The sequence below is a fragment of the Kitasatospora sp. SolWspMP-SS2h genome, assembly GCF_003259315.1.
GTDB classification, from domain to species: domain Bacteria; phylum Actinomycetota; class Actinomycetes; order Streptomycetales; family Streptomycetaceae; genus Kitasatospora; species Kitasatospora fiedleri.
The window spans coordinates 25,712-47,716 of sequence record NZ_QLLT01000021.1 but is presented as its reverse complement, the minus strand read 5'-3'; the positions used below and the strand labels follow the sequence as shown (position 1 = coordinate 47,716).

Sequence of the window (22,005 nt, the reverse complement as noted above, 5' to 3'; positions counted from 1 at the left end):
CGCGGAGCGGACCGCTGCGCCGGGCGCTGCGCACGGGGGCGCGGGGAACCGCGCGGCCGGCCGAGCACGCACCGCCGGACCGCGACGCGGGACCGTGCCTCGCACCGTCCCGCGACCCCGCCGACGTACGGCTCCCGCCGCGCGCCGACGTACGACTCCCGCCGCGCGGTTCCCCGCGCCCCCTGATGCGCGTCCGCTAGCAGCCGCAGCCGTCGCCGCTCGGCGCGGTCGCCGGCTGCTTGGGCGCGCCGATCGTCGGCAGCCCCAGCATCACGCCGGCCGGCTTCGCGGTCGGCGGGGCCGCCTGCCGCTTCTCCCAGGCGTCGCCCGCCCGGGTGCGGCGGACGGCGAGCGCGGGGCCCTCCGCGAGGAGGTGGTGCGGGGCGGCGTAGGTGATCTCGACGGTGACCATGTCGCCGGGCCGCACGCCGCCCTCGGGCCGCGTGCCGTGCTCTTCGTTCTCCCCTCGCAAGCTCCGGGAGAAGTGGACCAGCCGGTTGTCGGGGGCGCGGCCGGAGAGCCGGTCGGTGCGGTCGTCCTTCTTGCCCTCGCCCTCGGCGACCAGGATCTCCAGCGTGCGGCCGACCTGCTTCTTGTTCTCCTCCCAGGAGATCTCCTCCTGGAGGGCGATCAGCCGGTCGTAGCGCTCCTGCACCACGGCCTTGGGCACCTGGTCCGCCATGTCGGCGGCCGGCGTCCCCGGGCGCTTGGAGTACTGGAAGGTGAAGGCGTTGGCGAACCGGGCCTCGCGCACCACGTGCAGGGTCTGCTCGAAGTCCTCGTCGGTCTCGCCGGGGAAGCCGACGATGATGTCGGTGGAGATCGCCGCGTCCGGCATCGCGGCCCGGACCTTCTCGATGATGCCGAGGAAGCGTTCCTGCCGGTAGGAGCGCCGCATCGCCTTGAGGACGGTGTCGGAGCCGGACTGCAGCGGCATGTGCAGCTGGTGCATCACGTTGGGCGTCTCGGCCATCGCGGCGATGACGTCGTCGGTGAAGTCGCGCGGGTGCGGGGAGGTGAACCGGACCCGCTCCAGGCCCTCGACCTGCCCGCAGGCGCGCAGCAGCTTGCCGAACGCCTCCCGGTCGCCGAGGTCGGAGCCGTACGCGTTGACGTTCTGCCCGAGCAGGGTGACCTCGACGACGCCCTCGGCGACCAGCGCCTCGACCTCGGCGAGGACGTCGCCGGGCCGGCGGTCCTCCTCCTTGCCGCGCAGGGCGGGGACGATGCAGAAGGTGCAGGTGTTGTTGCAGCCGACCGAGATCGCGACCCAGGCGGCGTACGCGGACTCGCGCCGGGTCGGCAGGGTGGAGGGGAAGGTCTCCAGCGATTCGAGGATCTCGACCTGGGCCTTGCGCTCGACGGCGGCGCGCTCCAGCAGGGCGGGCAGGTGCCCGATGTTGTGGGTGCCGAAGACCACGTCGACCCAGGGGGCCTTGCGGACGATGGTCTCGCGGTCCTTCTGCGCCAGGCAGCCGCCGACGGCGATCTGCATGCCGCGGTTGGCCTGCTTGGCGGGGGCGAGCCGGCCGAGGTTGCCGTACAGCTTGTTGTCGGCGTTCTCGCGGACCGCGCAGGTGTTGAAGACCACCAGGTCGGGGTCGCCGTCGCCGGCCGCCTTGGCGTAGCCGGCCTCCTCCAGCAGCCCGGACAGGCGCTCGGAGTCGTGGACGTTCATCTGGCAGCCGTACGTGACGACCTTGTAAGTTCGCAAGCTCTCCTCCATACCCACAGAGCCAAGGGTAAGGGCAGCGGCGCGGGCCTCCCGCCGGGGTGCGGGCGGCGGGGAGGGGGCTGCCGCCGGGCGGTGGGGGCTGGCAGTATCCACGGCATGGCTGCTGCTGCGAACCCGCTCCTCCGCCCCGGCGCCGCGCTGCGGTCCGCGGCGCGTTCCGTGCTGCGCGGCCGGCTGCTGCGGGCCGCCGCGGTGCTGCTGCTGGTGGCGGGGGGCGCGGGCGGCTGGTGGGTGTCCTCGGCGCGCTCCTCGTCCGGCCCGCACGGGCGGGTGGCGTTCGCCACCGGGGTGGACGGCGGGGTGTACGACCGCTACGGGGTGCTGCTGCAGCAGTACCTGGGCGGCCACATGCCGGGGCTGAAGGTCCAGCTGGACAACTCCGAGGGCTCGCTGGACAACCTGGAGCGGCTGGTGTCGCACCAGGACGACTTCGCGGTGGCCACGGCGGACGCGGTGGCCAGCTTCGGCAGCCCGGACAAACCGGGGCTGCGGGCCATCGCCCGGCTGTACGACGACTACATGCAGCTGGTGGTGCCGGCCGACTCGCCGGTGCACTCGGTGGCGGACCTGCGCGGGCTGCGGGTCGGGGTGGGGCAGGCGAAGTCGGGCGTGAACCTGGTGACCCGGCGGCTGCTGGAGGCGGCGGGCCTGAACCCGGACCGGGACGTGCGGCCGTCGCCGGTCAGCGTCGTCCAGGCCGCGGACGAGCTACAGCGCGACCGGCTGGACGCGTTCTTCTGGTCGGGCGGCCTGCCGACCGCGGCGCTGTCCGACCTGTCGGAGCGCACCCCGATCCGGATCGTCCCGATGGGCGACCTGTCCGACCCGCTGCACCAGCTGGCGGGCCCCGGCATGGACGCGTACCGGGCGGCGACCATCCCGGCGGACGCCTACCCGGACGTGGAGCCGGAGCGGACCGCGGTGCCGACGGTCGCGGTGCCGAACCTGCTGGTGACCCGGGCGGACGTGGACCCGGCGCTGGTGGAGGCGCTGACCCGGGCGGTGATCGACAGCCGGGACGACATCGGCCGCCAGGTGCACGCCGCCCAACTGGTGGACCTGCGCACCGCGGTGTACACCGACCCGCTGCCGCTGCACGAGGGCGCCCGGCGCTACTACCAGTCCGTCAAGCCCTGAGCCGCCGCCCCGGTCCCTGCCCCGGCCGCCGCCGAGGGGCCCGGCGCGGGTCGGTCAGCGCCGCCGCCGGGGCACGCTGAGCCGCACGGTCAGGCCGTGCGGCTCGGCGGGCTCGAAGCCGAGGCCGCCGCCGCCGGCCAGCAGCAGGGTGCGGGCGATGGACAGGCCGAGGCCGGAGCCGTCGATGTTCTGGTGCCGGGAGGAGCGCCAGAACCGGTCGCCGACCCGGTCCAGCTCCTCCTCGGTGAGGCCCGGTCCGGCGTCGGTGACGGTGGCGGTGACCTCGTCCTTGCCGATCAGCAGGCCGACCCGGACGGTGCTGCCGGCCGGGGTGAACTTCAGCGCGTTGTCCAGCACGGCGTCCAGCGCGCTGCCGAAGCCGATCGGGTCGGCCCAGGCGTGCGCCATCGGCGGGCCCTCCCAGTGCAGGGCGACGCCGCGCTGCTCGGCGAGCGGGCGCCAGGCGTCGGCCCGGGTGCGGACCAGGTCGACCAGGTCGACCGGCTCGGGTTCGGGCCGGGAGCCCTCGGCGGTGGCCAGGCCGAGCAGGTCGTCCAGGACCCGGGCCAGCCGGGCGCCCTCCTCGCGGACCGCGACGAGTTCCTCCTCGTGGCCCTCGGGCAGGTCCAGGCCGATCAGCTCGACCCGCAGCAGCAGCGCGGCGAGCGGGTTGCGCAGCTGGTGGGAGGCGTCGGCGACGAAGGCCCGCTGCTGGTCGATGGCGAGCACCACGTGGTCGGCCATGTCGTTGAAGGAGCGGGCCAGCCGGCGCAGTTCGGGCGGTCCGCCGCTGGGGGCGACCCGGGCGCCGAGCCGTCCGGTGGCGATGTCGTGGGTGGCCCGGTCCAGGGTGCGGACGGGGCGCAGCACCCAGCCGGTGAGCCGGACGGCGAGCAGGATGGCGACGATCATGGCGAGCGCCTCGCCGCCGGCCAGCACCATCCAGCGGTGCAGGACGCGCGAGCGCAGCCCGTCGGTGGGCGACTCGGTGAGCACCACGGCGATCACGTCGCCGTCCCGGACCACCGGCAGGGCGACGGCCAGGGTGCGGTCGGGGGTCCAGGGCCAGACCTGCGGCGGGTTGTGGCTGCGGCGGCCGGCCAGGGCCTCCTGGTACGCCTGCCGGCCGGGCCCGGCGGCGGGGGGCCGCCAGCCGCCCGGGGAGACCGCGATGGCGCTGCCGTCGCGCTGGAAGAGGCCGATCCGGGCGCCGTACAGCTCCTGGTAGCGGTCGGCCTCGGTGGCCAGGGCGTGCAGTCGGCCGTTGTCGCCGGGGCCGGGCTGCGGGTCGCCCTTGACGGCGGTGGTGAGGCGGCCCTGGGTGGGCAGGTCCTGGGCGAAGCGGGCGGCGTCGTCGATCCGGTCGACGACCACCTTGGACTGCTCGGAGGCGGCGATCAGGTAGGCCAGGGGCACCCCGAGCGCGGCCAGCACGCAGGCCATCAGGGCGATCAGGATGCCGAGCAGGCGGTTGCGCACGTGCGGTCAGCGCCCCGCCGCGCCGTCGCGGGAGCCGGTGCCGTCCTGGGCGCCGGAGCCGGAGCCGTGCCCGGGGCCGGTGGTGTCGTGCCCGGGGCCGCTGTCGGGCTGCTCGATACGGCTGTCGGTCTGGTCGGGACCGCTGTCGGGCTGGTCGGGACCGCTGTCGGGCTGGTCGGGGATCAGCCGGTAGCCGACCCCGCGGACGGCCTCGACCAGGCCGGGCAGGCCGAGCTTGGTGCGCAGCGAGCCGATGTGCACCTCCAGGGTGCGGCCGTTGCCCTCCCAGCCCGAGCGCCAGACCTCGCTGAAGATCTGCTCGCGGCGGTAGACCACGCCGGGGCTCTGGGCGAGCAGCGCCAGCAGGTCGAACTCCTTGCGGGTGAGCGGGACGTCGCGGCCCTCGACGGAGACCCGGCGGCGCTCGCGGTCGATCTCGACGCCCCGGGAGGCCAGCGGCCCGGACGGCTCGGGGCCGTTCTCCTCGGTGCTGCGGGGGGTGCCTCGGCGGGCCACGGCGTGGATGCGGGCCAGCAGCTCGCCCATGTCGTAGGGCTTGACCACGTAGTCGTCGGCGCCGAGGTTGAGGCCGTGGATCCGGGAGCGGATGTCGGCCCGCGCGGTCACCATGATCACCGGGACTCCGCTGCCGGCCCGGATCCGGCTGCACACCTCGAAGCCGTCGCGGTCGGGCAGGCCGAGGTCGAGCAGCACCACCCGGTAGGGGTCGCTGCCGTCCGGGACGAGCGCGTCCAGTGCCTCGTGGCCGCTGCGGGCGTGCCGGACCTGGAAGCCGTGCCGGCCGAGCACCGCCACCAGGGCGGAAGCCACGCGGTCGTCGTCCTCGACCAGGAGCAGGCGCATCGGGTTTCCTTTCCGTGGGGTTCGTCCGGGCTGGTTCGGACACGTGCGGGCGTTCGGTGCCGGGGCCCGCGCCCGGGTCGGGGCGCGGGCCGCGGCGGCGCGTTGTCATGGCTGGGCCCGCGGCGGGACCGGGCCATCCTGGCATCCATGCCCATCCGGCGTCACCCGGTCAACCGGGTTGCCCGGTCCGTTACCCAGCCGGTATCCGCTATCCGTCGACTACCCGGCGTAGCCGAACCGTGATCCTCAAGTTCAGCTCAGATCGGCTGACGAGGGGTCGTGTACCTGCCTAAAGTCACCCCGTCCGGGGGCCGTGGGCTCCGCCGGCTCCGGCCCCCGGACATCAGACGGACCATCACCGGCTCTGCGGCCCTTGCGAGTTGGCCCGGGTTCGGAGGACGAGGGAGCGAGCCGCGATGACCGAGAACAGTGCCGGGCTGCCCGAGCCGGAAGGCCGCGGGGCCGCCCCGCTGGTGGCGCTGCGCGGGGTGAACAAGCACTTCGGCGCGCTGCACGTGCTGCAGGACATCGACCTGGAGATCGCCCAGGGCGAGGTCGTGGTGCTGATCGGCCCGTCCGGTTCCGGCAAGTCGACGCTGTGCCGCACCATCAACCGGCTGGAGACCATCGACTCCGGCACGATCGAGGTGGACGGCCGCCCGCTGCCCGCCGAGGGCCGCGAGCTGGCCCGGCTGCGCGCCCAGGTCGGCATGGTGTTCCAGTCCTTCAACCTGTTCGCGCACAAGACGGTGCTGCAGAACGTGGTGCTCGCCCAGGTGAAGGTCGGCCGGGTGCCGAAGGCGCAGGCCGAGCGGACCGCCCGCGAGCTGCTGGAGCGGGTCGGCGTCGGCGCGCAGGCCGACAAGTACCCCGCCCAGCTGTCCGGCGGCCAGCAGCAGCGGGTGGCGATCGCCCGCGCGCTGGCGATGGACCCGAAGGTGATGCTGTTCGACGAGCCGACCTCGGCCCTCGACCCGGAGATGGTCAACGAGGTGCTGGAGGTGATGCGTTCGCTCGCCGCCAAGGGCATGACCATGGTGGTGGTGACCCACGAGATGGGCTTCGCGCGCTCGGCCGCCAACCGCGTCCTGTTCATGGCGGACGGCCGGATCGTCGAGCAGAACACCCCCGAGGCGTTCTTCACCGCGCCGCGCAGCGACCGCGCCAAGGACTTCCTTTCGAAGATCCTGCACCACTGAGCCAGCCATTGATCCAGCGTCAGTTCGCAATTTGCCCGGAGCCAGCGATGGCCCCTACCGAGGAGAAGAACGACCGCATGAAGGCCCGTCGTACCGTAGCCGCCGCCCTGTCCGTGCTCGCCCTGACCGCGGTCGCGGCCTGCGGCAAGGACGGAACCCCGAACTCGGACGCCGGCGGCAAGGGCGGCTCGGCCGCCCCGCAGCTGCCGACCTACCAGGTGAACGCCGACGCCAAGCTGGACGGCTCGCCGGTGTGGACCAAGGCCAAGGCCGCCGGCAAGCTCCGCATCGGCGCCAAGTCGGACCAGCCGTTCCTCGGCTTCGAGGACGTGCAGACCGGCAAGCGCAACGGCTTCGACATCGAGATCGCCAAGATGATCGCCGCCGACCTCGGCTTCTCCGCGGACCAGGTCGAGTTCACCACGATCAACTCCAGCGCCCGCGAGACCTCGATCTCCGGCGACCAGATCGACTACTACGTCGGCACCTACTCGATCAACGACAACCGCAAGAAGCAGATCGACTTCGCCGGCCCGTACTACATCGCCGGCCAGTCGCTGCTGGTGAACAAGGACGACACCTCGATCACCGACGCCAAGTCGACCAGCGGCAAGGCGGTCTGCACCGTCACCGGTTCGACCTCGGTCGACAACATCAACAAGTACGGCGCCAAGGTCACCACCTTCGAGAGCTACTCGCTCTGCGTGGAGAAGCTGCTCACCAAGGAGGTCGACGCGGTCACCACCGACGACGCGATCCTCAAGGGCTACGCCGCGAAGAACCAGGGCAAGCTCAAGGTCGTCGGCGAGCCGTTCTCCACCGAGCGCTACGGCGTCGGCCTGAAGAAGGGCGACGCGGTGCTGCAGAAGGCGATCAACGACGCCCTCAAGAAGCACGAGGACAACGGCGACTGGAAGAAGGCGTACGACGCCACCCTGGGCCTGTCCGGCTCGGCCGCGCCGTCCGTCCCCGCGCTGGACCCGACCGCCTGACGCCCGACCCGACCGATACCGAGAAAGGAGGGCCGCCGGCATGGGCATACCGTTCGAGGACGGCAACTTCTCGCTGTTCGTCCGCGGGTTCCTGGGAACGCTCGAACTGAGCGCGCTCAGTGCCCTGTTCGCCCTGCTGCTGGGCTTCATGCTGGCGGCCTTCCGCGTCTCGCCGGTCCCGGTGCTGCGGGCCTTCGGCGGCACCTGGGTGACGATCTTCCGCAACACCCCGCTGACCCTGCTGTTCTTCGCGGTGACCTTCGTGCTGCCGCGGCTGGACGTGCACATCAGCAGCTTCACCGCCGCCGTGGCCGCGCTCAGCGTCTACACCGGCAGCTTCGTCTGCGAGGTGCTGCGCGCGGGCATCAACACGGTGCCGCTGGGCCAGGCCGAGGCCGCCCGCTCGCTGGGCATGGGCTTCGGCCAGACCCTCGGCCTGGTGGTGCTGCCGCAGGCGGCCCGGGCGGTGATCGCGCCGATGGGCTCGGTGTTCATCGCGCTGCCCCGCAACTCGGCCATCGCCGGCGCCTTCAACGTGTTCGAGCTGTTCAGCGTGCAGAAGACCCTGACCGAGAAGGGGTACGCCATCTTCGCCATCTTCTTCTGGGTGGCCCTGGCCTACCTGGTGATCAGCTTCGCGGTCGGCACGGTCGTCTCCGCCCTGGAGCGGCGCACGGCGGTGGCCCGATGAGCGCCCGCACCTCCTCCGTCCTGTACGACGTCCCCGGCCCGCGGGCCCGGCGGCGCTACCTGCTGCTCGGCGCGCTCGGCGCGCTCGGCATCGCCGCCCTGCTCTGGTGGGTCGTCTCCACCCTGGCCGACCAGGGCCAGTTCGACGGCTCGCTGTGGGACTCCTTCCAGTACACCGCCGTCCAGCAGCGCATCATCGACGGCGTCCTGGCCACCCTGAAGGCCTTCGGCCTGGCCGCGGCCGGCTCGCTGGTGCTCGGCTCCCTGCTCGCGGTCGGGCGGCTGTCCGACCACCGCCCGGTGCGGGCGGTGTGCACGGCGGTGGTCCAGTTCTTCCGGGCCATGCCGCTGGTGATCATGATCTTCGCGCTCTACCAGGCGGTGTTCACCGCCCAGCCGATGTGGGGCCTGGTCATCGGCCTGGTCCTCTACAACGGCGCCGTGCAGGCCGAGATCATCCGCTCCGGCATCAACGCCGTCCCGCGCGGCCAGTCCGAGGCGGCCCACGCTCTGGGCCTGCGCAAGACCCAGGTGATGAGCCTGGTGCTCGTCCCGCAGGCGGTCCGGACCATGCTGCCCGCGATCATCGGCCAGCTGGTCGTCACCCTCAAGGACACCTCGCTCGGCTACATCATCACGTACCCCGAGCTGCTGTACGTGGGCAAGCTGATCGCCTCCAACTCCGACGGCTACCCGTACATCCCGGTCGTCCTGGTGATCACCCCGATCTACATCGCCATGTGCCTCGCCCTCGGCGGCCTGGCCCGCTGGATCGAGTCCCGCGGCCGTCGCGGCGCGAAGCCCCGCGGCACGTCCGCTGCTTGACGGACACCCAGGTGATCTGTTGCATTGCTCTTCGTGACACCACCTGGGACCTCTCACCCGGCATATGACGCACCGGCGGCCGCGGCCGCCCGCCCGAAGGCCCCGGCATGGACGCGGTGATCATCGTCGGGGCCGGGCCGGTCGGTCTCGCCCTGGCCCTCGCCCTGGCCCGCAACGACGTGCCCAGCACCGTCCTGGACGAGGGTGCCGGCGTGAGCCCGGAGAGCCCCCGCACCGTCGTGCTCGGCGGTGACACCACCGCCTTCCTGGCCCGGATCGGCTACACCCGGGTGGTCTCCGACGCCGCCCGCTGGGACGCCTTCACCGTCTGGCGCCGCCGCGCCGAGGTGCTGCGCCTGCCGCTGGACGCCGAACCCGTCCTGCACCTCGCCCAGCACCGCCTCCAGCGCGGCCTGCGCGACGCCGTCGCCGCCACCCCGCTGATCCACCTGCTGCCGCGCCACCGGGTGGTCGAACTCGCCCAGGACCGCGACGGGGTGGCGGTCCGCACCGCCTCCGCCGGGGAGGACGCCTGGTGGCGCGGCAGCCACCTGGTCGGCTGCGACGGCGCCCGCTCCACCGTCCGCAAGCTGCTCAAGGTCCGCTTCCCCGGCCGGCCCGCCGTCGACCGGCACGCCGTCGCCACCGTCCGGGTCGACCTGCCCTTCCCCGGCGAGGCCCGACTGCACCGCGAACCCCCGTGGCGCGGCGACCGCGAGGCCTCCGCCCGCCCGCTGCCCGACGGCCTGTGGCGGCTCGACTGGCGGCTGCCCCCCGGCCGCCCCCAGCCCACCGAGCCGGTCGACCCGCACGCCACCTGGCCCGGCATCGTCACCGGCGACACCCTGCTCACCCGGGTCACCGCCGCGCTCACCGGCTGGTGCGGCGAACTCCCGCCCCACCAGCTGCTGGCCGCCGCCGACCACACCTACCAGCAGCGGCTGGCCGGCCGGTTCCGCACCGGCCGCTGCTTCCTCGCCGGCGACGCCGCCCACCTGCACGGCGCCCTCGGCATGCAGAACCTCGTCGACGGCCTGCGCGACGCCGACAACCTCGCCTGGCGGCTCGCCCTCGCCCGGCACCTGCCCCCCGGCACCGAGCGCGCCGACCGCGCCCTGCTGGACGGCTACGAGGCCGAGCGCCGCGGCGCGGTCGGCGCCCGGCTGCGCGCCGTCGACCAGAGCATGCCGCTGCTGCGGCCGCTGCGCGGCTGGGCCGAGACCCGGCGGGCGCTAGTCTCCGGCTCCTTCCGCAAGCACGCCCCGCTGCTCGCCGACGGCCAGCTCGGCACCGGCCGCTTCGGCGGCGCCCCCGCCTACCCGGCCGCGCCCTCCGGCGTCGCCCCCCGCGTCCCCGAGCAGCGCGGCGCCGGCCGCGGCACCGCGCTCACCGAGCAGCTCCCGGCCACCGCCCCCGGCGTCCTGGTCCCCGACCTCCCGGTGGTCACCGCCGACGGCGCCGCGGACACCCTCCGGGCCCGCCTCGGCGGCCCGTTCCTGCTGGTCCTGGTCGCCCCCGGCACCACCGTCTGGTCCGCCGAGCACTGGCTCGGCGCCGGCCTGATGCCCCGCCTGGCCGAACTCGCCGCCGCCCTCCCCGTCCCCACCGAGGTCCTGGTCACCGACGGCTACCCCGGCGCCGCCCCGCACACCGTCCTGCTGATCCGCCCCGACGGCCACCTGCTGGGCACCACCCCCGGCCTCCAGCCCGAGACCCTGCACGCCCTGGCCGCCCCGCTCACCCCCAAGCCGGGCCTGGAGCAGCAGGAAGCGAAGGGTTAGCCCCGCCCCGGGGAAGCCCGCCGGCACGGGGACGGCACCACCTGCGGGCATGCCGTGCGCCACCCGAATCAGGTGGACCGCAAGGACGTTCGAGTGGGAAGCTTGGCCGCTTTTGACGTTGTGTTCCCCTTCCCGGAGTCAATTCGTGCGTCTGCGCCAGTCCGCTGCCCTCCTCGTCGCCGCGGCGACGTCCGTCCTCGCCTTCCCGGCGGTCCAGTCCTCGGCCGCGACCACCGGGGACGTCCTCTACGTGAACCACGTGTCCGGCTGCTCGCAGACCGACGGCGGCACCGAGGCCCACCCGTTCTGCACCATCTCGGCCGCCGCAGCGGTGGTGGTACCCGGTCAGACCGTCAAGGTCGGCCCGGGGTCGGGCCCGTACGTCGAGTCGGTGAAGCTCACCCGCTCCGGGACGCCCGAGCAGCCGATCACGTTCCTGGGGCTGACGTACGAGCCCGTCACGGGCATCCGGCCCGCCGTGGCGATGCCGTCGCCGACCGAGGGCGCGTTCGTGCTGGCCGGCGTGCACGACGTGGCGATCCGGGGGTTCGGTGTCCAGGGCGGGTTCCGGGGAACCGTCCCGCTCCCGGCGGTGGTGGTCTCCGACTCCTCCCGGATCACCCTCGACCAGAACCGGTTCTCGGTGGGCGGGCTGTCCGTCCGGACCGCCGGCGACACCAGGCAGGTGACGGTGAGCCGGAACACGATCGGTTCCGGCGGGATCGACCTCGGGGCGGGCACCCACGACACCCTGATCACCGGGAACGACATCAGCTACACCAGCACCGTGGGCGTCACCGCCACCGACGCGCCGAACACGGCGGTCACCTACAACACCATCGTGGCCTCCTGCGGGGAGAGCGTCCACCTCGACGGCGCGTCGCCCGGCGCGCTGATCGAGAACAACGTGATCAGCGACGGCACCCTCCCCTCGGCCTGCCCGACCGACCCGGCCGCCCAGAGCGGGGTGGAGGTCTCCGTCTCGGCCGGTTCGGTGAGCGGTTCGAAGGTCGACTACAACCTGCTCCACCGACGGCCGAACGGCTCCGGGTACGCCTGGGGCGGCCAGACGTACCCGAGCGCAGCGGCCTTCACCGCCGCCACCGGTCAGGCCGGGCACGACGTCGCCCTGGACAGCTCGCTCGTCCCCTACATCTTCTCCTCGAAAGGCCAGCTGTCGGAGTCGGCCGCCGCGGCGATCGACTCGGCCGACCCCGACGCACCCGGCGTCGAACCCGACCTGCTCGGGGTGGGGCCCGGTGACGACCCGGACATCGCCAACACCGCGCCGAAGGGCGGGATACGGGACCGGGGCGCGTACGAAGTCAGCGGTCAGCGGGGGTTGACCCTGGACGTGACCGCCGACGTGCCGACACTGCAGGGTCCGGCCCCGTTCACCGTCAAGGCCACCGCCGCGCCGTACAACGCCTGGGGCGTCAAGCAGGCCGACTACTACTACGACTTCGGCGACGGCACGACCCAGCACGCGACCGCTCCGGCCGCCACGCACACCTACACCGCTCCCGGCACCTACTGGGTCCGCGTCATCGTGACCGACGCCCAGGGCGGGCGACTGTACTCGGAGCAGAAGTCCGTGGTGGTCAACGCCCCGGCGGAGCTGCAGGCGGGCTTCTCCTACCAGCTCGACCAGAGCACCCTCTCCATCAAGGTGACGCCCTTCGCGACGTCGCCCTACGTCGTCTCCGCGGTGTCGGTCGACTTCGGTGACGGCTCGCTGCCCGCGTCGCTGCCGCCGAACAACGGGGTGGCCCTCACCCACCAGTACAGCGCCCCGGGCCGGTACCAGGTCCGAGTGACCGCCTTCGACCAGGGCAAACGGACGGTGACCACCCAGGATTCCGGCATCCAGGTCGACAACGACGCGTACGCGAAGTCGATTGCCCCGGGCGAGCGGGTGCAACTGCTCACCCAGCGCGCCGACGGCAGCCTGATCAACGCGGGTGCCAACTACACCACGGGCCGCTGGTCGCCGTTCCTGCCCCTGCCGTCCAGCGCGGGACTGCCCGGGACGGTCGCGGCAGCCGCGTCGGTGCTGCAGGAGGACGACAACCTGCACGCCTACGCGGTGGTGGACGGCAAGGTGTACGGCAACATGCGCTTTCTCAACCAGGCATGGGGCCCCACGGCGCTGGGGACGTGGGACCAGTGGCGTGAGCAGATCGGCACGGGCCCGCTGCCGGGCATCAGCCGGCTGACCGCGACGGCGATCGGCAACGAGACCCACCTGCTGGCGGTCGCGAACGGCCGGGTGTACGAGACGTACCCCAGGAACGGGCGCTGGCAGCCGTGGGCCGACGTGACCGGGGCGCTCGGGTTCCCCGCCGACGCGACCGACGTGGCGGCCTCCTCTATCGGCAGGGTGCTGCACGTCGCGGTGCTGGGCTCGGACGGCCGGATCCGGATCGCCGACGGCGACTACAACGCGGGCCGGTGGACCGGAGGCGACCTGACGGCGGCGATCGGTTCGCCGGGCACCGTGGCGCAGGTGGCCGCGGCCACCACCCCGGGCTCCAAGTTCCACGTGGTCGCGCGGACCTCGGACGGCCGGGTCTTCGAAGCGACCGGTGACTACGCCGCCGGCCGGTGGAGCCGCTGGGGCGACGTCTCGGCGGTGAGCGGGCTGCCCGGCGTCCGGCAAGTGGCCGTCGCCTCCACCGGCAACAGCCTGCGGGTGTTCGGCGTGACGAGCCAGAACTCCGTCCTGACCGTCAACGGCGACTACACCGCCGGCCGGTGGAGCGCCGCCGCCCGGATCGACACCGCCGACGCCGCCGGACCGCTCTCCCCGTTCGTCACGAACGTGGGCATCGGTCCGCTCGTCGTGGCCGGCCGCTGACCGCGCGCCACGGCATCGCTCCTCCGGCGCTGTCCAGGACGGGGAGCAGCCCTCCCCACGTGCCGGTGCCGGCCCGCCGCGCGCTCCTCGCGCGGCGGGCCGGTCGGTCGACCACGGGGCGGCGGGCCGGCCCCAGCCTTCGACCGCGGGACGCACAGGCGGTGGCGCAGCACCGCCGGGCGCGCCCAGGCACACGGGGAACCACACGCCCGACCGGGCCCCTCCCGCGCCGACAGGATCGCGGCCCCGGAGCCGGTAGCGCGCCCTCCCACCGGGTGCGCTACCGGGCGACCTCGGTCGCCCGCGACTCCCGCACCACCGTGATCCGGATCTGCCCCGGGTAGGTCAGCTCCTCCCGGACCTGCCGGGCGACCTCCTTGGCGATCTCCTGCGCCCGCAGGTCGTCCACCGCCTCCGGCTGCACCATGACCCGGACCTCCCGGCCGGCCTGCATCGCGTAGACCTTGGTGACGCCCTCGTGCGCCCGGGCGATCTCCTCCAGCCGCTCCAGCCGGCGGACGTACGCCTCCACCGACTCCTTGCGCGCGCCCGGCCGCCCGGCCGAGCAGGCGTCGGCGGCCTGGGTGAGCACCGCCTCGACGGTCTTCGCCTCGATCTCGCCGTGGTGCGCCGCTATCGCGTGCACGACCTCCTCCGCCTCACCGTGCCGCCGGGCGAACTCCGCGCCGATCGCGGCGTGGCTGCCCGGCACCCGGTGGCTGAGCGCCTTGCCGATGTCGTGCAGCAGCGCGGCCCGGCGCACCTGCTCGGGGTCGACGCCGAGCTCCGCGGCCATCATCCCGGCCAGGTGCGCGGACTCCACCAGGTGCCCGAGCACGTTCTGCCCGTACGAGGTGCGGTAGCGCAACGTGCCCAGGGTGCGGACCAGTTCGGGCGACATCTCGCCGCTCGCGCCGATCCCGACGGTGAGCAGCGCGTCCTCCCCGGCCCGGACGCAGAGCCGCTCGACCTCGGCCCGGCTGCGCTCGTGCGCCTCCTCGATCCGCGCCGGGTGGATCCGCCCGTCGACCAGCAGCGCCTCCAGGGTGAGCCGGGCGCTCTCCCGGCGGACCGGGTCGAAGCAGGAGAGCTGGACCAGGCCGGGGGTGTCGTCGACGATCAGGTTGACGCCGGTGACGGCCTCGAAGGCGCGGATGTTGCGGCCCTCGCGCCCGATCACCCGGCCCTTCATGTCCTCGCTGGGCAGCCGCAGGGTGGTGACCACGGTGTCGGCGGTGTGCTCGGCGGCCAGCCGCTGGACGGACGAGGCGATGATCTCCCGGGCCCGGCCCTCGCCCTCGGTGACCGCCCGCCGCTCGATCTCCCGGACGCTCAGCGCGGCTTCCCGGCGGGCCTCCGACTCGGCGGCCCGGACGATCTCCTCGCGGGCCTGGGCGGCGGTCAGCCCGGCGGTGCGCTCCAGCAGCAGGCGGTTCTCCACGGCCTGGCCGGCGAGTTCGTCGCGCACCCGCTCGGCGTCGGCGGCGCGGGCGGCGAGTTCGTCCTCGTGCGCGTGCAGGCGGTGCAGTTCGGAGGTCAACCGCTCCTCGCGGCGGTCGAGTTCGGCCCGGCGCTGCCGGAGCATCAGGAACCCGGCGGCCAGCACCAGCACCAGGGCGCCGATCAGCACTCCGGCCGCCAGCAGCAGGGAGGAACCCGTTTCGGTGCCCTGAGCGATGCCCATCCGGCCACTCCCCGTCCTGCTCACGCTACCGCCGAGGCGACCTCCGCGATCGTCCTGCCACTGAGTGTGAGGCTAGGCGGAGGTTACGAAACGGTCAAGATGCGATCGAGAATTGGCTCCGGCGATCTGATCACCAGTCATCACATCGCACCGCACCACCTCTCGCTCCGCGTCCCGGGCCCGTGGTCAGTCGTCCGTGGTCAGTCGTCCGCGTCCGCCCAGTCCTCCGCCCCCTCCTCCGCGCCGTCGGCGCCTTCCGCGTCCAGCGCCTCCCGGACCACCCGGAACGCCAGGCCCTCGGCGTAGCCTCGCCGGGCCAGCACCCCGACCAGCCGCCGGATCCGGACGTCCCGCTCCAGCCCGGCGGTGGAGCGCAACTTCCGGGCCACCAGCGCCCGGGCGGCCTCCGACTCGTCCTCGGCGTCCACCTGGAGCAGGGCCCGCTCGGCGGCCTCCCCGGCGACGCCCTTGGTCCGCAACTCCTGGGCCAGCGCCCGCCGGGACAGCCCGCGCACCGCGTGCCGGGACTCCACCCAGGCTTCGGCGAAGGCGGCGTCGTCGATCAGCCCGACCTCCTCCAGCCGGGACAGCACCTGCTCGGCCACCTCGTCCGGGATCTCCTTGCGGCGCAGCGCGTCGGCCAGCTGCTTGCGGGACTTGGCGGCCCCGGTGAGCAGCCGCAGGCAGATGTCCCGGGCCCGGTCCGCCGGATCGCCGACCGGCTCGACGGCCCGCGCCCGCCCGCGCCGTCCCGACCGCGACTCCCCGTCGCCGCCGGTCCGTCCGCCTTCCGTGCCCCCGGTCTCCGCGCGTTCGCTCTCGCCGCGCCCGCTCTCGCCGCGTTCGGCCTTGGTGCGCCGCCGGGCCCGCGGCCGCTCCGCCGCCACCGGCTCCGCGGCCGGCAGCTCCCCCAGCGCGCTGCGCCGTCGCCGCCTGCCCCCGGGCAGCTCGGACGCCCGCACCAGCCCGGGCAACTCCCCCACCGGGGCGGCCGGTTCCCCGGCCGCCGCCGCGAACCAGTCCGGCGGGCCGTCCGACCCCTGCGCCGGCTCCTCCTCTTCCCCCGCGACGGCCGCGAACCAGTCCGGCGGGCCGTCGCCGCTCCCGTGGTCGCCGGCGCCCCCGGGAACGCCCGCACCGGGCCCGTCCTCGGACGGACCCGGTGCCGGGTGGTCGTGCTGCTGGTGGCGTGTCAACGGATCAGCTCTTGGCAGCGGCCGCCGTCTTCTTGGCCGCGGCCTTCGCGGGGGCCGCCGCGGCCGGGACCACGGCCGGGACCTCCGCCGCGGGGGCCTCGCCCTCGACGACGGGCGGCTTCGGGCCGATGCCCAGCTTGCCCTTGATCTTGGCCTCGATCTCGTCGGCCAGCTGCGGGTTGTCGCGCAGGAAGTTGCGGGCGTTCTCCTTACCCTGGCCGAGCTGGTCGCCCTCGTAGGTGTACCAGGCGCCGGACTTCCGGATGAAGCCGTGCTCCACGCCCATGTCGATCAGGCCGCCCTCGCGGCTGATGCCGACGCCGTAGAGGATGTCGAACTCGGCCTGCTTGAACGGCGCGGCGACCTTGTTCTTGACCACCTTGACGCGGGTGCGGTTGCCGACCGCCTCGGTGCCGTCCTTCAGGGTCTCGATCCGCCGGATGTCGAGGCGGACCGAGGCGTAGAACTTGAGCGCGCGCCCACCGGTGGTGGTCTCCGGCGAGCCGAACATCACGCCGATCTTCTCGCGCAGCTGGTTGATGAAGATCGCGGTGGTGTTCGACTGGTTCAGCGCACCGGCGATCTTGCGCAGCGCCTGGCTCATCAGCCGGGCCTGGAGGCCGACGTGCGAGTCGCCCATCTCGCCCTCGATCTCGGCGCGCGGCACCAGCGCGGCCACCGAGTCGATGATCACCAGGTCGATCGCGCCGGAGCGGATCAGCATGTCGGTGATCTCCAGCGCCTGCTCGCCGGTGTCCGGCTGGCTGACCAGCAGGGCGTCGGTGTCCACGCCGAGCTTCTTGGCGTACTCGGGGTCGAGCGCGTGCTCGGCGTCGACGAAGGCGACGGTGCCGCCGGCCCGCTGCGCGTTGGCGGCGAGGTGGAGGGTCAGGGTGGTCTTGCCGGAGGACTCGGGGCCGTAGATCTCGACCACCCGGCCGCGCGGGATGCCGCCCACGCCGAGCGCCACGTCGAGGGCGGTGGATCCGGTGGAGATCACCTCGACCGGCTCGTTCGCCTTCTCGCCGAGGCGCATCACCGAGCCCTTGCCGAACTGTCGCTCGATTTGGGCGAGTGCGGCCTCAAGGGCCTTCTCGCGGTCCGTTCCTGCCATGGCTTCCACCCTCGGGTTCTGTCCTGTGCGCTTCATCGTCACCGACGCTAGCGCGTCCCACCGACAATCGGCCCCGGACGGGCTCGGCCTGTGGAAAACTCCGCGCCGAAGAGTACAAAGAACATCTGTTCGATTCCAGTGTCGCACCCTACCCACCCGTTCCGGGGTCGCGCCGCGCCGCGCCGCCCAGTGCGGCGCGGCCCCGCACCGACTCAGCGGGCGCTGCCCATGCCCCGGTCGGCCTCGGCCCCCTCCAGCAGCAGGGTGGTCTCCTCGATCCGGCGGAACCGGCCGTCCGCCGCCAGGTCGGCGAACACGTAGACCTCCATGCTCACGGTGGAGCCGTCGGTCTTGACCAGGTGCGCGGTGTGCCGGTCCGCGTAGCGGTCGCCGTCGCGCAGCTCCTCGTGGACCTCGAACCGGCCCCCGGCGACGACGCCGCGCAGGTGCGAGATGTGGTCGACGAACTGCGCGCGGTCGGCCCACTCGCCGTCGGTGCGCTGGCGGTAGTCGGGGGTGAAGTGGCGGTCGGCGGCCTCGGCGACGGTGAGGTCGCGGTTGAGCAGGAGGTCGGTGAGCGCGGCCTCGATGCCGGTGCGGGTCATGGCGGTGTCCTTCCGTCGATGCGGATCGAAATGCGTGCGCGGCGCACGCTTCTTCCAGGACTCTAGCCCAGATACGTGCGCCGCGCACGCATCTGGGCCGAAAAAGCGTGCGTCGCGCACGCTAATCTGGCGACCATGGAGAACGACACGGGCACCGCCATCGCCGAAGCACTCGGCGTCCTGCTCCGCCGCACCACCCGGGTCCGGCTGCACCGGCAGCTGACCGAGGGCCTGGGGCCGGCCCTGGACGAGCTGACCTACCCGGTCCTCAGCGCACTGGCCCGCACCGGTCCGCACAGCGCCGCCGACCTGGCGCCCGAGATCGGGCTGGACCGCTCCGGCACCACCCGCCGGGCCTCCCGCCTGGAGGAGGCGGGCCTGATCCGCCGCGAGCCGGACCCGGCCGACCGCCGCGCCCACCTGCTGGTACTGACCCCGCAGGGCGAACGGGCCGTCGCGGAGCTCCGCCGCCGCCTGACCGAACGCATCACCGAGGGCCTCGCCGACTGGCCGCCGGGCGAGGCCGAGGACTTCGCCCGCCACCTGCGCCGCTTCACCACCGGGGGCCCCTTCGCCTGACCCGCCCGGCACCCCGCCCGGCCGCGGGCCCCACCCCACGGCCCGACCCCTGGCCCCCCTTCAGCACCCGCCGGACCGCCCCGCACCCGCCGGAGCCCGGCCCCGCCTCGACGCCCACCGAGGCGCGGCCCCCACCCGGGCCCGAGCCCCACCACCGCCACCCGCCGGGCCGCCGACCCCTCTCCGCGCCCACCGCCCCCGCTCAGCTCCCCCCGGTCCGCAGGTCGACGCCGCGCCGGTGGGCGTCCGCCGCGACGACCCGGGCGGCCAGTCCGGCCAGCAGGCGCCGCTCGTCCCCGGTCAGCCCCGCCGCGAAGGCGTCGATCCGCTCGGCGAACTCCGCCGCGACCCGCTCCGCGAGCTCCCGCCCAGCAGGGGTGGCGGAGACCCGGTAGGAGCGGCGGTCGGTGGCGCTGGCCTCGCGGACCACCAGGCCGCGGCGCTGCGCCCGGTCGACCAGGCCGGTGACCGAGGACTTGTCCAGACCCAGCAGCCGGCCCAGCTCCCGCATGGCGGGCTCGCGGTCGCGGAGCACGCCGAGCAGCCGGACCTGGATCATCGACAGGTCCTGCCGGGCCGCGATCTCGGCCAGGGCGCCGTGGACGAGGAAGGTGAGCTGGGCCAGCCCGTCGACCAGGCCGAGGTCCGCCACGGAGACGGAAGCGGAGACGGAAGCGGGGGCGGAGGCAGGCGCGGAAGCAGGGACGGCGGGAGAGGCGGACCGGGCGCGGGCGCCCTCGGAGGAGGTCATGGGCCCGATCATAGTTGAAAAGGTTTGCGCCACGTACTACTTTTGGTACGTGGCACAAACCAAACCCTGGAGGAACCCCGTGGAGATCCGCGCCGCCGTCGTCGACTCGTTCGACCGCCCGCCCCGCTACCGCCCCTTCGACCTCCCGGCACCCACCGACGAGGACCACGCGCTGGTCGACGTCCTCGCCGTCGGCCTGCACCCCCGGGTACGCACCGGCGCGTCCGGGCGGCACTACACCAGCACCGGGCGGCTCCCGATGGTCCCCGGCGTCGACGGCGTCGGCCGCCGCGCGGACGGCACCGCGGTGTACTTCGTCGCCGACGACGACCTGGTCGGTCCGATGGCCACCCGCACCGTCATCGACACCCGCCGCAGCATCCCGCTGCCCGAGGGCACGGACCCGGTGCGGATCGCGGCCGCAATGAACCCCGCGATGTCGTCCTGGGTGGCGCTGCGCCGCCGCGTCCCGCTCCGACCGGGGCAGTCGGTCCTGGTGCTGGGCGCGACCGGCAACGCCGGACGGATGGCGGTCCAGGTCGCCGGGCGCCTCGGGGCCGGCCGGGTGGTGGGCGCCGGCCGCGATCCGGAGCGGCTGGCGGCCCTGCCCGGCCTGGGGGCGGACGCGACCGTGGCGCTCACCGCCGACGCCGACGCCACCGCGGCGGCCCTGGCGGAGGCCGCCGCCGAGGTGGACGTGGTGCTCGACTACCTGTGGGGCGAGCCGGCCGCCGCCGCGATGTCGGCCCTGCTGCGGGCCAGGTCGGACCGGAGCCGGACGCTGGACTGGGTGCAGATCGGTTCGGTGGCGGGCCCCTCGCTCGACCTGCCCTCGGTCCTGCTGCGCTCGGCCGACCTGCGCCTGCGGGGCAACGGCCAGGGCGCCGTCTCCACCCGCGCCTACCTGGCCGAACTGCCCTCCCTGATCGAGGAGATCGACCACGGCCGACTCGCCGTCCCCGCCCGGACCGCGCCGCTCGCCGACGTGGAGACGGTGTGGACCGCCCCCGAGGCCCCGGGCGTGCGCACCGTCCTGCTGCCCTGACCGCCCGCGCGGTCACTCCCCCGGCGGTTCCTCCCGCCGCTCCCCGCCCGACCGTCCCCCACCGGCACCGTCCGCGCCCGAACTGCCCGCGCCGCCCGCGCCGCCGGAGCCGTCCGAACCGTCCGAGCGCCCCGAACCGCCCGACACCATCCGCCGCAGCCGCCGCACGGTGTGCCGCCGCCGTTCGCGCCGCTCCTCGCCGTGGTCGATCCGCGGGTCGTCCTCGACCTCGTAGCGGCGCACGTACGTCCCGACGAAGCCCTGCAGGGTGGCCGCGACCGGGATGGCGATCAGCGCGCCGACCGCGCCGAGCAGCGCGGCCCCGGCGATCACCGCGCCGAACGCGACGGCGGGGTGCACGTCGACCGTCTTCGCGGTGATCCGCGGGTGCAGCAGGTAGTTCTCGATCTGCTGGTAGACGGTCACGAAGGCCAGCACCCAGAGCGCTTCCACCGGCCGCACGGTCAGCCCGACCAGGACCGGCAGCGCGCCGGCCAGGTAGGTGCCGATGGTCGGCACGAACTGCGACATGACGCCGACCCAGACGGCCAGCGCGGCGGCATAAGGCAGCCCGATGATCGCGAAGAACGCCCAGTGCGCGAGCGCGGAGATCAGCGCGAGCAGCGCCCGGGAGTAGAGGTAGCCGCCGGTCTTGGCGAGCGCGATCTCCCAGGCCCGCAGCACCTCGCCCTGCTTGGAGGGCGGCAGCAGCGAGCAGACGGTGCGCCGCACCCGGGGGCCCTCGGCGGTGAAGTAGAAGGTGAACAGGCCGACGGTGAACGCCTGGAACAGTCCGCCGATGACGGTGCCGGTGACGCCCCAGACGTTGTCGGCGGCCTGCTGGGCGTACTTCTCGATGGTCCCGGAGTCCTTGAGCACCTGGTGCTGGAGCTGGTCGAGCGACAGGTCGGTGTGGAAGGTGTGGTTGATCCAGGTGATCAGGTCCTGGAGCAGCTGCGGGAGCTTCCCGGCGATCTGGGTGATCTGGTCGACCAGCAGGGTGCCGAGCGAGGCCAGGAAGCCGGCGGCGGCGACGAACAGGCCGATGAACACCAGGAAGGTGCCCAGGCCCCGGCGCACCCCCCGGGCGGCCATCCGGTCGACGGCGGGCTCCATCGCCAGCGACAGGAAGAACGCCACCAGCAGCATCACGAACAGGTCGATCAGCTGGTGGAAGGCCCAGTCGGCGAGCTGGAACAGCCCGACCCCGAGCAGCGCCAGCAGCAGCGCCCTGGGCAGCCAGCGGGGCATCGCGCCGCCGCCGAGCTCGGCCCGGCGCAGCAGCCGGGCGGCCACCGTGTCCGCCCCCTCGGCGCCCGGGCCCCCGGTGCCCGCCCTCGCGGCGTCGGCGGCCTCCACCGCGTCGGCCGCCCGGGCCGTGGTGCCGGGCGCAGTGTCGGGCGCAGTGTCGGGCGCGGTGTCGGGGGCCGGGTCGCCGGTCGGGTCGGGGTTCTCTGCGCTGCTCGCCACCG

18 protein-coding genes are annotated in these 22,005 nt (G+C 74.1%); 9 read left to right on the top strand and 9 right to left on the bottom strand.

Going from position 1 to position 22,005, the window contains the following annotated elements; all coding sequences use genetic code 11:
* Positions 1–196 precede the first annotated feature (196 nt).
* On the bottom strand, positions 197–1,726 hold the full coding sequence (miaB, locus tag K353_RS24680) for a tRNA (N6-isopentenyl adenosine(37)-C2)-methylthiotransferase MiaB (protein WP_111555745.1): 1,530 nt from the start codon (positions 1,724–1,726) through the stop codon (positions 197–199).
* Between the two features lie 105 nt (positions 1,727–1,831).
* Between miaB and K353_RS24675 the strand changes: the two genes are divergently transcribed.
* Positions 1,832–2,872 carry a TAXI family TRAP transporter solute-binding subunit gene (locus K353_RS24675; protein ID WP_111555744.1) on the top strand — a complete coding sequence of 347 codons (1,041 nt, stop codon included), beginning with the start codon at positions 1,832–1,834 and terminating at the stop codon, positions 2,870–2,872.
* Positions 2,873–2,926: 54 nt separating this feature from the next.
* Here the strand turns inward: K353_RS24675 and K353_RS24670 are convergent, their stop codons facing one another.
* Together K353_RS24670 and K353_RS24665 are read right to left on the bottom strand one after the other, a co-directional pair.
* Positions 2,927–4,351: a HAMP domain-containing sensor histidine kinase gene (locus tag K353_RS24670; protein WP_111555743.1), complete on the bottom strand. Its 1,425-nt coding sequence runs from the start codon at positions 4,349–4,351 to the stop codon at positions 2,927–2,929.
* A 6-nt stretch (positions 4,352–4,357) separates the two neighbouring features.
* Positions 4,358–5,215 carry a response regulator transcription factor gene (locus tag K353_RS24665; RefSeq protein WP_370447648.1) on the bottom strand — a complete coding sequence of 286 codons (858 nt, stop codon included), beginning with the start codon at positions 5,213–5,215 and terminating at the stop codon, positions 4,358–4,360.
* Positions 5,216–5,631: 416 nt separating this feature from the next.
* Between K353_RS24665 and K353_RS24660 the strand changes: the two genes are divergently transcribed.
* The 6 genes from K353_RS24660 (at position 5,632) to K353_RS24635 (ending at position 13,559) form a co-directional block, all read left to right on the top strand.
* Positions 5,632–6,414 (top strand): amino acid ABC transporter ATP-binding protein, encoded by a 783-nt coding sequence (locus K353_RS24660; protein ID WP_111555742.1) that lies wholly within the window; start codon positions 5,632–5,634, stop codon positions 6,412–6,414.
* A gap of 77 nt (positions 6,415–6,491) precedes the next feature.
* Positions 6,492–7,406, top strand: coding sequence for a glutamate ABC transporter substrate-binding protein (locus tag K353_RS24655; protein ID WP_111555804.1), 915 nt, complete (start codon positions 6,492–6,494; stop codon positions 7,404–7,406).
* A 40-nt stretch (positions 7,407–7,446) separates the two neighbouring features.
* Positions 7,447–8,097: an amino acid ABC transporter permease gene (locus tag K353_RS24650; protein ID WP_111555741.1), complete on the top strand. Its 651-nt coding sequence runs from the start codon at positions 7,447–7,449 to the stop codon at positions 8,095–8,097.
* Positions 8,094–8,921 carry an amino acid ABC transporter permease gene (locus K353_RS24645; RefSeq protein ID WP_111555740.1) on the top strand — a complete coding sequence of 276 codons (828 nt, stop codon included), beginning with the start codon at positions 8,094–8,096 and terminating at the stop codon, positions 8,919–8,921. Before K353_RS24650 ends, K353_RS24645 begins: the two co-directional genes overlap by 4 nt.
* Before the next feature lie 107 nt (positions 8,922–9,028).
* Positions 9,029–10,702, top strand: coding sequence for an FAD-dependent monooxygenase (locus K353_RS24640; RefSeq protein WP_111555739.1), 1,674 nt, complete (start codon positions 9,029–9,031; stop codon positions 10,700–10,702).
* Between the two features lie 145 nt (positions 10,703–10,847).
* Entirely contained in the window at positions 10,848–13,559 is a 2,712-nt protein-coding gene (locus K353_RS24635) for a PKD domain-containing protein (protein WP_158585482.1), read from the top strand.
* 280 nt (positions 13,560–13,839) lie between these two features.
* On the opposite strand, the gene rny is transcribed toward K353_RS24635, so the two are convergent.
* The 4 genes from rny to K353_RS24615 form a co-directional block, all read right to left on the bottom strand.
* The gene (gene rny / locus K353_RS24630) at positions 13,840–15,243 is read right to left on the bottom strand and encodes a ribonuclease Y (protein ID WP_233533810.1); all 1,404 of its coding nucleotides are present in this window, start codon (positions 15,241–15,243) and stop codon (positions 13,840–13,842) included.
* Positions 15,244–15,443: 200 nt separating this feature from the next.
* Entirely contained in the window at positions 15,444–16,439 is a 996-nt protein-coding gene (locus K353_RS24625) for a regulatory protein RecX (protein ID WP_233533809.1), read from the bottom strand.
* A 4-nt stretch (positions 16,440–16,443) separates the two neighbouring features.
* Complete coding sequence (gene recA / locus K353_RS24620; RefSeq protein WP_100840417.1) at positions 16,444–17,553, bottom strand: recombinase RecA; 1,110 nt, start codon at positions 17,551–17,553, stop codon at positions 16,444–16,446.
* Between the two features lie 212 nt (positions 17,554–17,765).
* Positions 17,766–18,158, bottom strand: a complete 393-nt coding sequence (locus K353_RS24615; protein ID WP_111555736.1) for a nuclear transport factor 2 family protein — start codon at positions 18,156–18,158, stop codon at positions 17,766–17,768.
* Between the two features lie 135 nt (positions 18,159–18,293).
* Here K353_RS24615 and K353_RS24610 point away from each other — a divergent pair, with 135 nt between their 5' ends.
* A complete protein-coding gene (locus tag K353_RS24610) occupies positions 18,294–18,737 on the top strand; it encodes a MarR family winged helix-turn-helix transcriptional regulator (protein ID WP_111555735.1) in 444 nt (147 codons plus the stop codon).
* A 202-nt stretch (positions 18,738–18,939) separates the two neighbouring features.
* Here K353_RS24610 and K353_RS24605 read toward each other — a convergent pair whose 3' ends face one another.
* On the bottom strand, positions 18,940–19,488 hold the full coding sequence (locus K353_RS24605) for a MarR family winged helix-turn-helix transcriptional regulator (RefSeq protein WP_111555734.1): 549 nt from the start codon (positions 19,486–19,488) through the stop codon (positions 18,940–18,942).
* A gap of 79 nt (positions 19,489–19,567) precedes the next feature.
* On the opposite strand from K353_RS24605, the gene K353_RS24600 reads away from it, so the two are divergent.
* The gene (locus K353_RS24600; protein ID WP_111555733.1) at positions 19,568–20,533 is read left to right on the top strand and encodes a zinc-binding alcohol dehydrogenase family protein; all 966 of its coding nucleotides are present in this window, start codon (positions 19,568–19,570) and stop codon (positions 20,531–20,533) included.
* A 12-nt stretch (positions 20,534–20,545) separates the two neighbouring features.
* Here the strand turns inward: K353_RS24600 and K353_RS24595 are convergent, their stop codons facing one another.
* Positions 20,546–22,003 (bottom strand): AI-2E family transporter, encoded by a 1,458-nt coding sequence (locus tag K353_RS24595; RefSeq protein ID WP_370447647.1) that lies wholly within the window; start codon positions 22,001–22,003, stop codon positions 20,546–20,548.
* Positions 22,004–22,005 lie beyond the last annotated feature (2 nt).